Below are 11,813 nucleotides of genomic sequence, written 5' to 3' on the forward strand. Positions count from 1 at the left end.
GGATATGAATTACTTAATATTCAGTGTTGAAGTCATGATTTACCTTCTTCCTCAATATCGGCGTTGATAATGACGATGTCATCGTGGTCGCCGTCAATTTCGTCGTCTTGGTAATCACTGTCGTCCTTTTCGCTCTCTTCTTCTGCTTCAAACGAAGGTGTCATTTCTTCCTGAACGCTTTCCACATCGACACGAGGGTCAAGTGCTACTGCAAGAGGGGAGGACACTAAGTCACCCGTGGCCATAATGTAGTCTTCCGATACGTAGACTTCGGCCTTTTTCTGGCGAGCATTGATGTATTGCAAACGGAAAAACATCACTAAGGTACATGCAGCCATGAAGCCATAAAGCATGTTGTTGCCAAACCACTGCATGATGGTGGAAGCAATCAGTGGCCCGATAGAGGCTCCGAGACCGAATGTCAGTAAGATAGTGGCGGATAATCCTACACGCTCTCCTTGTTCAACACGCGAGTTTGCTAACGCCGTCGCCAGAGGATACAAGGTGAATCCCAAAATACCGAATAGGAAAGTCATGACCAGAGATAAATGGTTCTCATATGGCAGAACGGCAATAGCCGCCGTTAAACCACCGAGCAATACACAGTTAATTCGAATTAGGCTGCTACGGGAAATCATGTCGGAGAGCTTACCCATAGGCCATTGAGCCAACAAACCCGCCATGATAGTCGCCGTCATGTACGTTGCAACTTGGTCTGGATGCATACCAAGGTTACTTGTGTAAGCAGGGGCAAGCCCATAGAAAGAACCGACGATCATACCGCCTATAGCCACGGTGGTCAGTGCCTGAGGCGCTTTTTTCCAGTAGTAAGTGATTTGCAGCGGTGCAGGAACTAATGGATCTGGGTGAATTCGTTTCGTCAGCGCAATGGGCACAATACACAAAGCAAAACAGATAGCGATAAGCAGTATCGGCTCTAACCCGAGATCTGGGTAGAAGCTGATTGCGCCTTGGCCGAGAATCAACCCCAAATAGGAGACAATCATATAGCTGGCAAATACAGCACCACGTTGGCTGTTATCTGCCTGCTCATTGAGCCAGCTTTCCAACACCATGTACTGACACATCATTCCGATACCAATGATCAGTCTGAGAATAATCCAGATTGATAAGTCATCCACCAATGCGTGCCCAAGTGCAGACGCTGTGACTATGCCAGCACTGGCGACAAAAGCACGAATGTGGCCAACTTGAGCGACCAATCGGTGTCCGATTTTAGAACCTGCAACTAGCCCTGCGTAATACGCAGACATCATGGCCCCAATCCATAATTCAGGGACTTGCATTGCTGAAAGTCTAAGACCTAAATAGGTTGTGAGTAAGCCACTCGCTAAAACGGTGAGTAGTGTTGTGAGGTATAGTGCTGAGAAAGTACGTAGCGGGTTTGTCATTTAATATCCCTAAGGTGCCTACCTGCGTTGAGTCGATTATTAGAATTTATGGAGGGGGAAAAGAGCATCTAGTTCTAATGAGTCTAACGGTTATACAACTGTTATTAAATAAGCAATTTTCTGATTTTTTTGGTTAATCGAACGTCTGTCTTTTAGGTTTATCAGCGAGCAAGCAGCTTAACCATAACCTTAATAAGCGTTTTATAAAAAGTAGGGCTGCATAACGCAGCCCTACTTTATAGATCACAAGAGGAATCGGTGACTATGACTCTTAAACACCTTCTTTCACTATCAATCTGTTCTTATTGTCTCTGTTTGCCAACACTTGCTGGTGATGATCGATGTTACCCATGGTTTTTGCCATGCGGTCATACAGCACGACATTCACTGTAGCCGCAAGGTTCATACAGCCGGTGGTCGGAACATAGACAACATGATGAGCTTTGTCGACGACCTCTTGCGGTAGAGAACCATCTTCTGGACCGAACACGTATATCGCTTTATCTGGGTGCGCAAAGTGAGGGAGTGGGACAGCGCCAATTGCCAGCTCAACGCATACGATCTCAACATCATCAGCAATAGCTGCGGTGAGATCTTCCATTTCCACCAGACCAATTCGCTCGTGGGCATGTTTTGTATCCGTTTGGAACTTTGCGGCTCGGTTATAGCGTGTTCCGTTGTAACGAACTTGCGTTGCGTTGTAGCAACCTGCTGCGCGCAATACTGCGCCTACGTTGGTTGGGTTTTTAGGGTTATGCAGTCCAATAATGGCTGTCGACTCTGTTGTCATTACTGTCTTTCACTTCTGATTTCTTTAGGTGAGAGTATAAAACTCACGAGTGAGCCGAATTATGGCCTTAAACCTGAAAAAGTACTATGGATGAATGAGTATTTTATACAGCCTATAGCGTGATTTCGAAGCGCAAAACCGATCATTGTGGGTAACAATTTTTATAACCAGTTCCAGTATTCGCAGCCCAACAATAGGAAAGATCTCTATTGTTTGTCAGCGATTTCTTGCTTTGTTCTCCGTATGAGCTAAATCAGGAATTGATATGCTCAAGTTGCATAACATAATATGCTCAAGTCGCATAATATAGAAAAGTGGAGTCGAAGTGGTGAACGATGAAATGAATGAAATTTATCAACATGTAATATCTCAAAATGGTGATTTTGAGCTTTTCCGCACGGAAGATGGCAATTTTATGATTAATACAGATGCTTTAACCATTGAATTCCCTAGTCAAGCGGTGGTGTTAAGAATCAATCCTCATTCAAATGCAAAGGCAGAAAATGGTGCAAGCATGAGTGTGAAATGGGGCTTTGGGCACCAGATTCATTTTACTGCTCGTTTAGCGAAGTCGACCGCTTATAAGATTTCTCGAATGTTCCCTGAACTACAAATGATCCACTGCCCTGAAGATCCTATTCGATTGATTTGAGTTGGCAGTGATTGAATAACCCCGTTTCGTTGACGAACAACTTCGCACTAACTCTCAAACTCTTCTTCTATCTCTTCTCTTTCCAGAGTTACCCATTCGTAAAGGGTGATTAATTCTGTCTTATTCCTGCTAAACAATAGGCTTGTTTTCTAGAATTTTGTGTGCAACTTCTCAAAACTTATCTGTATTAATAAGTTAATGAATTTCATAAAAATAACGGTTGATTGCTCCGAGATAAAGTGCGAAGGTCAGTTTGATTTTATGAACTGGTTGCATATTGAGTTTCTACGCTCAGAATAGGGAGAAAACGGTAATGAATAAGTTTATAGCATTGATGCTATCGTTCATGTTTGTCGGCTATGCGCATGCATATAGTGATTCGCAAATAGCGACGGCGGAAAAATTGTTGGGCACTATGAAAGTCGATGAACAAATGCTGGGCGGTTTTGAGAGCATGCTTCCGATCGTCAATCAACTGGCTGACAATCTACGACTCAATGATGAAGAAACGGTTGAATTGAAGAACATTTATCGCGATTGGTTCAATAATGATTTGGACAGGGAAGGGCTCAAAAGACAGATTGCGGTTCTTTATGCGCAAACTTTTACGGTCGGTGAAATGGAAGACATTATTCGTTTCTTTGAAAGTCCAACAGGGCAAAAACTGGTGGTTACTACACCAACATTGACTCAAAAAGGCGCTCAATTGGGCATGAACGAAGCGCAAAATAAACAGCATTTATTGTTGGAAAAGCTGACACCGTTTATTGAAAAACATCAGGCGAAATAGTCTGGTTTGTCATAAACATAACTGCACGGAGGCAACATGAAGCAATTAGGAAAACTGTTCTTTTTCTGCGGGAAAATGGGTGCAGGTAAATCGACCTATTCCAAAGTTGTTGCTGCTGAAAACAGTGCAGTACTTGTCTCTGAAGATGAGTGGTTGGCCGCTCATTTCCCCAATCAGATTCAGACCTTTGATGACTACATTCAGTTTTCTACGGCAATTAAACCGTTCATCAAGCGCCATATTCAAAGCATTTTGAAAACAGGGACGAATGTGGTGATGGATTTTCCTGCCAACACAGCCCGACAAAGACAGTGGTTTATTTCTATATGCTCAGAATTAGGATGTGAGCATGAGTTAATGTTTCTGGATCTTACAGACGGCCAATGTCTGTCTCAAATAGCAAAGCGACGAACTGAGCAGCCAGAGCGAGCACAGTTCGATACGGATGCCGTTTTTCATCATGTGACTCAGTATTTCGAACCTCCAACCAGCGATGAGAATTTGAATATCGTGCGAGTGGAAAGAAGCTAAATTAATTGCGTTTTTAATGGACTATTACGGGAGCAAAAATGCAGCTAGCAAAAGCATTTCAATATAAACAATGGGCAAACGCTGAGTTACTTGTGTTAGGTGAACAGCAGTTTGACAAGTTACCGCAAGATGATGCGATTTTCTTTGTCCGAATTCTCAACCATACCACTGTGGTTGATAGTCTTTTTATCAGCCGAATTTTGGGTGAACCAGAGAAATACAGTGCTGATAATACCGTTGAAACACCTACGATCGCAGAACTTCGTCAGACGATGGAAGAGAATGATTCATGGCTAGTGAACTACGCTCAGTCGCTAACGCCCGAAGAGCTTCAGAGAAGCATCGTTTTTAAATTTGTCGATGGCGACTTAGGAACACTGACGGTGGAAGAAATTCTTTTGCACTTGTTGACACACGGTAGTAATCACAGAGGTATGGCTTCCAGAACTTTGGCTGCGAACGGTCTTGAGCGTCCGAAAGATACCTTTACTCGTTACCTGCATCAGGCCGAACCTTCACGCAGGCAAAACTAGTTTCAGTTCTTGCTATCACACACTTCTGTAGGTTGAATGAAGGCTGAAGATAGTTCTATCTTCACCTATAGAGAATCGAAACGTCACCGAGTTGGAAAGCTGATCTACTTTGCTGACAAATCAAAACACTCGGAATAACTTACGCACTCTTCGCAACTTGGCGAACGACAAACATAGTCACCTCCGTTTTCACACAGTTGACGGTACAAAAAGCGCTTCCAGCGCATGTTATTGACGTTTTTGGCGTGCAGTGATGGAAAAAAGTCTCGAAACAGAGCCGTTAGACGAGGGCGTTCAGGCATACCTAAATCTCGCCATAAATGCTGACTGCCCAAACAAGCACTGGCTAAGACGGTGACCATTTCGCAGCCAAAAGTAACGTCTGGATTGAGCGACTCAACCAACAGCCTCTCAAGCTCTTCCAACTCACTGATTCGAATATTGAGCAGCTCCAATCGCAGCTGGAGCTTCGATTCTACCTCTTGTGATAGTTGTGGGCATTGATAACCAATGGATACCATCAAAGAGTCAAATTCGCGCGGGTTTAAACCCATGAAAAGAGGCAGGGCTGTTTCGCCCCTTTGATAGCTCTCTACTATTGGCTGCCAATAGTCGTGAATCACGTTATCCATCATGTGTGGCCTCGCTATTTTTTTGCACTAGCCTGTTGCGACATCTGATTAGCAACGATAGCGGGCATTAAACTGCCTATCGGGTTGAGAGGATTTCTAGTGCTATCAAGAATGGCTTCCTCAACAGGGCAGATGCTTGCACATTGTGGATTGTCGTAATGCGCCGAACACTCATCACACCGTTTGGGATGGATATGGAATTGATTCGCGAGCTCCGCATCTGGATAGACGGCTTGATTTGGGCACACCACCATACATGCGTGGCAGCCAACACATTTATTGCTGATGACAAAGCTCATAGTCAGCCTCCCTGTTTTGGTTTGCGATAAGATCTTGGGCAATGCTCTCCAAGCTGGTTGCGACTGGCTGAAAAGCAAAGTCTACATTGGGTTGAACGCCCAGTTTTTCCAAGTCTCGCCATGGGGTAATGCCTATGCGTGCACTCAGTACCATCTGACAGTCAGCGATAGTTTCAATCAGAGCTTGTTTATCGACATCGCTGCCATCATCACAGTCATCTTTCCCGTTGCAGTACAACTCAACATGGCGTGTTTCCTGATAGAGAAACTGTTGTGATTCCTCACTGAACAGGTAAATTTCAAAACGTGTCGCATGACCAAAATGGAGCTGAATATGTTCGCTGCCGCTACCATCACTGGCAATCGCGACACGGAATTTATTCTCATTTGACGGCTTGCTTATATTCGCTAGATCGTTCTCATGCGATTGGGAAGCGCTAGAGCATGGTGATTCGCCGTTGCCCAGCATACCGACAGCATCCGCTCGGCACTGCTGGCAGTGGGTCATTTGTGGCATGTGATCACCACACTGCTCACGGGCAAGAGCAACTTCTTCTTCGGTTGGCCCTCGTTGACCACTTAAACCAAAATAGGTGCCGTGGCTTGGATCTGAGATCAAAGGCATGATGTTGTGCAGCAGTGCACCCCGTTGTTTAACAGCTTCAGATACCGCTGCCACGTGGTGGTCATTGATACCGGGAATCAACACGGTATTCACCTTCACTAACATGCCAGCCAAAGCAGCCATTTCAAGACCAAGCAACTGCCTTTCAATTAAGGTCTGCGCCGCTTCTCTGCCTCGCAAGCGCTGATTATTGAAATAGATCCAAGGATAGATTTTTTCACCGATATCTGGGTCGACAGTGTTAATGGTAATGGTCAGATGGTGAACGCCCACTTCGGCTAATTGCTCAACGTGGTCAGCTAACGCCAAACCATTGGTTGAAATACACAACTGAACATCAGGCTGAACTTCTTTCAATAAACGCAGCGTTGTGAAGGTCGCTTTCGGGTTTGCCAACGCATCACCCGGTCCGGCTATGCCGGCTACTGTCAAATTCGGCGCTCGCTTTTTAATGGCATTGAACTGCTTTAATGCACCGCTGCTGTCCATTACGCGTGAAACCACACCGGGGCGTGACTCATTACTACAGTCATATTTGCGGTTGCAGTAGTTACATTGGATATTACAGGCAGGCGCTACAGGCAGATGCATCCGAGCATACTGGTGCGCTTCTTTGGAGTAACAAGGGTGCTGCTGAATTTTTTCTTGTACCTGTTTGGTAAAGAAATGGTGCACCTTATCTTGGGTTGAGTGTTGCGGCCCGACAGCGCGAGAATGACTTTCCATGTCTACCTCTTGTTTACTGCTGAAATCAAACGATAGGGTTGCTCTGCAAGCTTTGTTCCTGTGTAAAAATGCTATTATTCAATTACTTATATTATTGTCCGGTAAGGTTTGTCTGCCACAATGTCTGAAAGCAGACAAAGGTTCCCAGTTGTTGTTCGCACTCCGAGCTAAATTTGTTTCATTTCGATGTTCATAATTTGGATACGGTAGGCGATTTGACGCGGCGTCATGTTCAGCAGTCTTGCCGCCTTTGCTTTTACCCATCCTGAACGCTCAAGTGCGTCTATTACCATCTCTCTTTCATCACCTGTTGGAATATCTTGCGGCGAATGAGGATAGTCTGGCATTGATGCCCCGTTCATCGGCGAGACATGAGTAGCCGTATGATGGGAGGAGTGATTATGATTGTTAACGGGATGGTGAAGCGTTGGCTGAGCCGGTGCCTGGAACACTGGCTGAGATTTATTGAGAGAAATCAGCTCTGGGCCAATCACGCCGGATTCGCATAATACCGACGCTCGTTCTAACGTATTTTCCAGCTCACGTACGTTACCCGGCCAATGATGTGACATCATCAGACGGATCGCTTCATCGCTCAGTGTCAGCTTACGTTGTTGGGCTTTGCTGAGGTTTTGCATCATGTGTTCAGCTAGCTCTGGTATATCTTGCAAACGCTCACGTAGTGGTGGCAGATACATAGGCATAACGTTTAGGCGATAATAGAGATCCTCACGGAAATTTCCTTGCGCCACCTCCTGTTCAAGGTAGCGGTTGGTTGCCGCGATGATTCGAACGTTAACCGAAATCGTCGAGGTTCCGCCCACACGCTCAAACTCTTTCTCCTGCAATACTCGTAACAACTTTGCTTGAAAGGCAGGACTGGTTTCGCCAATTTCATCAAGAAAAATGGTACCGCTGTCGGCCATTTCAAAGCGTCCTTTGCGCTGTTTTATCGCGCCAGTAAATGCGCCTTTTTCGTGACCGAACAACTCGGATTCGAGTAAGTTATCGGGCAGCGCCGCGCAGTTCAGTTTTACAAAGGGTAAGTTTGCCCTTGGTGAATTGTAGTGAATGGCGTTGGCTACCAACTCTTTACCTGTACCGGATTCGCCGCGAATAAGTACCGTAGAATCCCAACGAGAGACCAGTCGGATCTGCTCGAAAATCTGACGCATGGTTTTAGTGTGTCCAACCAAATTGCGGAAGCTGTAATTATTGCGAACCTTACGTCTAAGATTATCTCGTTCGTCCACTAATTGCTGCTGGTGAGTTTCTACCTTGTAGGCCAGTTGAACGTTTTTGGCTATCAAGTTGGCAATCATATTCAGGAAGTTGGTTTGTAAGGTGATAACGCCTTCAACAAACTTTGGCGGCTGAGCTGATAAAGCACCAATCACTTTGCCATTGGCGTCTTTCAAAGGGACGCAGATAAATGGTTTGTCGTAATCATACAGTGCCAGTTTGTCTGCAAAACGTTGGTCGCGACCCAGATTGTGAATCACAATTGAGCTGCCTTGACGCAGTACTTCGCCGACCAACCCTTCGCCCACTTTGTAGGAGACCTGTTTGTGCTGCGCTGCCGCATTCGGTTGCGGAGAGTGAACCGACTTGATTAGCAGAATGTCGCGAGCAGTGTCGAGTATCGTCAACATTCCGCATTGTAAAGCGCATTCGTCATGCAGTACTTGCAGGATCTTATCCGACGATTCCACATAGTTGAGGCTAGTGTTCAGTACACTGGAAATCTTGTACATGGCCGCCAGCAATTGACGTTCTAAATTCAATAAAGTCATTTCGTCTGTCATAGTCGATCACCATTGGCTGATGGGAAAAGTAAGACAGATGTGCGCGCCACGTAAGCGCTCACTATTGCTGACTTTGATGGTCGCTGAGTGTTCATTGAGAACCTGCTGCACAATCGACAGCCCGATTCCTCGGCAACCCGTCTGGTGTTTGGGTTTGGTACTGAAGAAAGGTTGGAATATTTTGAGTCGTTGCGACTCTTCAATACCAATACCGCTGTCTTCCACAATCACCTTAATTTCACCGTCACTTTCGTAAGTGCAAATGATGATGGTTCGGTCGCTGGTTTTCGCCGCTTGGATGGCATCAATCGCGTTATCAATCAGTTGCTTTAATGCCAGAATTAGTCGGTGAGACATCCCATTAATAGCTGAGAGACGAGGAGCCAGTATGAGTTCCAAATTCGACGATGACTTGAGCAGTTCATCAGTGCTGATATCACTGACATCTCGAATTACCTGATTGAGATTTACTGGCTGAAACGCTTCGCTGGTGCGCTCGGGAATCGCAAGTTTGATATCTTGCATTGCATCCAGCGCGATATCCATCGCATCATCCATCGCGACTAAGCCAGGGCAGGATGGATTGGTGCGTTTGAGTATTCTTACCGCAGATTCAATCATATTGAATGGACCTTGCAACTGATGCAGTGTTCCCATCAACGCTTCCTGCATAGCATGCACGTATTTGTTGTCGCGAGCCATCAGCTTCATTGCATTGATGCGGCGTTCTTCCACCAGTTGTTTCTCGCGTGTTCTTTCTGAAATCGCGATGACCGTATAGTCATCATCTTCAGGCATAAAGTAAGCATCCACGCTGCTGGCGGCAACTGGCGTTTTCACCAAAGCGTATTCAAACCAACGTTCGCGAGAGTGTTCGCAGGATTCGATGTATACCCCTTTGTAACGGCTATCCTTTTTGCCGAGGAAATCGGCTACCGAGTCATGCCCGTAGTCATTGAGCAAACTGTTGAGCAGCGCATCAATCGGAGACTGCCCAATGCTCTTTTCAATATTAATGAACTTCTGATTACTAAACAGAACACGGTGTGAGCTATCAATCAGTGCGATGGCGATAGGTGCAGCATTCAGCACTGCCTGAAACATCGTAAACTGGTTTTTCTGTTCGGTAATCAGTTGGTGACGCTCGGTTATGTCTTTATGAATGGCGTAATAGCAAATTTCACCTTGAGGATGTGACAGGCGTGAAATGGAGATTTCTGCAATATACGCTTCACCGCTTTTCTTACGGTTAACCAACTGTCCCTGCCAGTGATTCCCTTCCGATATGGTTTTCCATAAGTTTTCGTACACGCTTCTTGGTGTGGCTTTGTAAGAGAGAAGAGAAGAGTTTCTGCCGATGAGCTCACTAAAACTGTAGCCTGTGATATCCGAGAATGTTTGGTTCACAAACAGGATAGTGCCTTTGTGGTCAGTGATGCTGATCGCGACTGGCGCATGTGAGACGATCTGTTCGAATGCTTGGTAATTGAAAATAGGCGGAGTTGCGCCTTCTAAGAGTGTGTCTACTTGTCCCATAAGTGCCATCCTTCGCTCTGTTTGGTCCTTTGTCACAAGCAACAATGCATTTCTTATTCCATGTAAAAAGTATGGGAATGGTTGAGCTTCACTAACATCATCTTGTTTGATTTAAGACAAACGAAAGATAAATTTTGAACTTTGTCACCTTTCTTACAAAAGAAATTTAGCCTGAAAATGAACGCTTAATCTTGCGTTAACAGTGGTGTTTTCAGGGCTGCGCGAATCAATTTAGTGCAAAAAAAGCCTCTGGCATAACGTATGCACCAAGCTAGGGAAAGGTCAATTGACCCTAGATGCAATTACCCTAGTAGAAAAGGAATGAAGTTATGTCAGAAGGATTGATTATTTTGCTCAGTGCCGCGTTCGTGAATAACGTGGTATTGGCTAAGTTTCTCGGTCTGTGTCCGTTCATGGGTGTTTCGAGCAAGATCAGCAGCGCAGTGGGAATGGGGGTGGCGACCACGTTCGTACTCACCATAGCAACGGTTTCAACTTGGCTGCTTGAGTTCTACATATTGCGTCCATTAGGGCTCGAATTTATGCGTATCATCTCTTTCATCCTTGTGATTGCGGCTGTGGTTCAATTCACCGAGTTGTACGTAAAGAAAAGCTTTCCGGCGCTCTATCAGGCTCTGGGGGTTTACCTTCCACTTATTACTACCAACTGCGCCGTATTTGGTGTCGCGCTGCTCGCCGTTCAGGATGACCTTTCTTTTATCGATACTCTGATGTTCAGCGTTGGCTCGGCAGCCGGTTTCTTAATCGTCATTACTCTCTTTGCGGGCTTACGTAGTCAGCTAATACTCAGCCATGTTCCTGTTGCATTTAAAGGAACACCTATCGCTTTTATTACGGCAGGGTTTCTATCCATGGCCTTTATGGGCTTTTCAGGAATGGCGTAACGTATAGATCTAATGTTTGGGTGCGGTCAAGGAGGACTGTCGATGTTAATCATAGCTTTGGTGTTTTTTGTCTGTCTGGGTGCATTACTGGGTATTGCCCTTGGTTATGCCGCCATCTTGTTTCGAGTAGAGAGCAACCCACTGGTTGATCAAATCGAAGCCATTTTGCCCGGAGGTCAATGTGGACAGTGCGGTGAAGCTGGCTGTCGTCAAGCGGCTGAAAAAATGGTGGCAGGAGAGCTTAATCCGAATGCTTGCCCACCTGGCGGTGCGAACTTAGCTCTGTCAGTTGCCGAGATGTTGGGAGTGTCGATTGATGTCGCCGAACAAGATAAGCCTTTAGTGGCATACATCGTAGAAAGCCAGTGTACGGGGTGTAACCGTTGTTATAAAGCGTGTCCGTTTGATGCCATCGTTGGCGCGCCAAAACAACTGCATACTGTCATTAAAGACGTATGTACCGGATGCCAGTTGTGTCAGAAAGCCTGCTCTCAAGGCTGCTTATCTATGGTTGAAGTTCAGCCAGATGCCGCGAGTTGGTACTGGCCAAAGCCAACATTATCTGTCGTTGTTTAGG

General features: G+C 45.6%; 13 protein-coding genes. 6 read left to right on the top strand and 7 right to left on the bottom strand.

Features of this window, described 5'->3' with window-relative positions; all coding sequences use genetic code 11:
- Positions 1-32 precede the first annotated feature (32 nt).
- Together HUO09_RS07215 and HUO09_RS07220 are read right to left on the bottom strand one after the other, a co-directional pair.
- On the bottom strand, positions 33-1,412 hold the full coding sequence (locus HUO09_RS07215; RefSeq protein WP_188233492.1) for an MFS transporter: 1,380 nt from the start codon (positions 1,410-1,412) through the stop codon (positions 33-35).
- Positions 1,413-1,683: 271 nt separating this feature from the next.
- Positions 1,684-2,202 carry an RNA methyltransferase gene (locus tag HUO09_RS07220; protein ID WP_188233493.1) on the bottom strand — a complete coding sequence of 173 codons (519 nt, stop codon included), beginning with the start codon at positions 2,200-2,202 and terminating at the stop codon, positions 1,684-1,686.
- 325 nt (positions 2,203-2,527) lie between these two features.
- On the opposite strand from HUO09_RS07220, the gene HUO09_RS07225 reads away from it, so the two are divergent.
- From HUO09_RS07225 to HUO09_RS07240, 4 genes are all read left to right on the top strand, one after another.
- Positions 2,528-2,854 (top strand): hypothetical protein, encoded by a 327-nt coding sequence (locus HUO09_RS07225; RefSeq protein WP_188233494.1) that lies wholly within the window; start codon positions 2,528-2,530, stop codon positions 2,852-2,854.
- Positions 2,855-3,167: 313 nt separating this feature from the next.
- A complete protein-coding gene (locus HUO09_RS07230; protein ID WP_167410216.1) occupies positions 3,168-3,644 on the top strand; it encodes a DUF2059 domain-containing protein in 477 nt (158 codons plus the stop codon).
- A 36-nt stretch (positions 3,645-3,680) separates the two neighbouring features.
- On the top strand, positions 3,681-4,175 hold the full coding sequence (locus tag HUO09_RS07235; RefSeq protein ID WP_167410217.1) for an ATP-binding protein: 495 nt from the start codon (positions 3,681-3,683) through the stop codon (positions 4,173-4,175).
- Positions 4,176-4,213: 38 nt separating this feature from the next.
- Positions 4,214-4,708, top strand: coding sequence for a DinB family protein (locus HUO09_RS07240; RefSeq protein WP_188233495.1), 495 nt, complete (start codon positions 4,214-4,216; stop codon positions 4,706-4,708).
- Positions 4,709-4,812: 104 nt separating this feature from the next.
- Here HUO09_RS07240 and HUO09_RS07245 read toward each other — a convergent pair whose 3' ends face one another.
- The 5 genes from HUO09_RS07245 to nifL all read right to left on the bottom strand — a co-directional run bounded on the left by HUO09_RS07245 (position 4,813) and on the right by nifL (position 10,331).
- On the bottom strand, positions 4,813-5,343 hold the full coding sequence (locus HUO09_RS07245) for a nitrogen fixation protein NifQ (RefSeq protein WP_188233496.1): 531 nt from the start codon (positions 5,341-5,343) through the stop codon (positions 4,813-4,815).
- Positions 5,344-5,354: 11 nt separating this feature from the next.
- On the bottom strand, positions 5,355-5,639 hold the full coding sequence (locus HUO09_RS07250; protein WP_188233497.1) for a 4Fe-4S dicluster domain-containing protein: 285 nt from the start codon (positions 5,637-5,639) through the stop codon (positions 5,355-5,357).
- Positions 5,617-6,990: a nitrogenase cofactor biosynthesis protein NifB gene (nifB, locus tag HUO09_RS07255; protein ID WP_188233498.1), complete on the bottom strand. Its 1,374-nt coding sequence runs from the start codon at positions 6,988-6,990 to the stop codon at positions 5,617-5,619. The genes HUO09_RS07250 and nifB overlap by 23 nt, the downstream gene beginning before the upstream one ends.
- A gap of 167 nt (positions 6,991-7,157) precedes the next feature.
- Positions 7,158-8,795 (bottom strand): nif-specific transcriptional activator NifA, encoded by a 1,638-nt coding sequence (gene nifA / locus HUO09_RS07260; protein WP_188233499.1) that lies wholly within the window; start codon positions 8,793-8,795, stop codon positions 7,158-7,160.
- Between the two features lie 6 nt (positions 8,796-8,801).
- A complete protein-coding gene (gene nifL / locus HUO09_RS07265; protein WP_167410223.1) occupies positions 8,802-10,331 on the bottom strand; it encodes a nitrogen fixation negative regulator NifL in 1,530 nt (509 codons plus the stop codon).
- 329 nt (positions 10,332-10,660) lie between these two features.
- Between nifL and rsxA the strand changes: the two genes are divergently transcribed.
- A complete protein-coding gene (gene rsxA, locus HUO09_RS07270) occupies positions 10,661-11,236 on the top strand; it encodes an electron transport complex subunit RsxA (protein ID WP_167410224.1) in 576 nt (191 codons plus the stop codon).
- A gap of 42 nt (positions 11,237-11,278) precedes the next feature.
- Positions 11,279-11,812 carry an RnfABCDGE type electron transport complex subunit B gene (locus tag HUO09_RS07275; protein ID WP_167410225.1) on the top strand — a complete coding sequence of 178 codons (534 nt, stop codon included), beginning with the start codon at positions 11,279-11,281 and terminating at the stop codon, positions 11,810-11,812.
- Position 11,813 lies beyond the last annotated feature (1 nt).

This window comes from Vibrio sp. Y2-5 (genome assembly GCF_014596725.1).
GTDB lineage: Bacteria > Pseudomonadota > Gammaproteobacteria > Enterobacterales > Vibrionaceae > Vibrio.

Bases quoted from the DNA above. Each gene is read 5' to 3' on its own strand.
- HUO09_RS07215 (WP_188233492.1), bottom strand. From the start codon at position 1,412: ATGACAAACCCGCTACGTACTTTCTCAGCACTATACCTCACAACACTA.
- HUO09_RS07220 (WP_188233493.1), bottom strand. From the start codon at position 2,202: ATGACAACAGAGTCGACAGCCATTATTGGACTGCATAACCCTAAAAAC.
- HUO09_RS07230 (WP_167410216.1), top strand. From the start codon at position 3,168: ATGAATAAGTTTATAGCATTGATGCTATCGTTCATGTTTGTCGGCTAT.
- HUO09_RS07235 (WP_167410217.1), top strand. From the start codon at position 3,681: ATGAAGCAATTAGGAAAACTGTTCTTTTTCTGCGGGAAAATGGGTGCA.
- HUO09_RS07240 (WP_188233495.1), top strand. From the start codon at position 4,214: ATGCAGCTAGCAAAAGCATTTCAATATAAACAATGGGCAAACGCTGAG.
- HUO09_RS07245 (WP_188233496.1), bottom strand. From the start codon at position 5,343: ATGATGGATAACGTGATTCACGACTATTGGCAGCCAATAGTAGAGAGC.
- HUO09_RS07250 (WP_188233497.1), bottom strand. From the start codon at position 5,639: ATGAGCTTTGTCATCAGCAATAAATGTGTTGGCTGCCACGCATGTATG.
- nifB (WP_188233498.1), bottom strand. From the start codon at position 6,990: ATGGAAAGTCATTCTCGCGCTGTCGGGCCGCAACACTCAACCCAAGAT.
- nifA (WP_188233499.1), bottom strand. From the start codon at position 8,795: ATGACAGACGAAATGACTTTATTGAATTTAGAACGTCAATTGCTGGCG.
- nifL (WP_167410223.1), bottom strand. From the start codon at position 10,331: ATGGGACAAGTAGACACACTCTTAGAAGGCGCAACTCCGCCTATTTTC.
- rsxA (WP_167410224.1), top strand. From the start codon at position 10,661: ATGTCAGAAGGATTGATTATTTTGCTCAGTGCCGCGTTCGTGAATAAC.
- HUO09_RS07275 (WP_167410225.1), top strand. From the start codon at position 11,279: ATGTTAATCATAGCTTTGGTGTTTTTTGTCTGTCTGGGTGCATTACTG.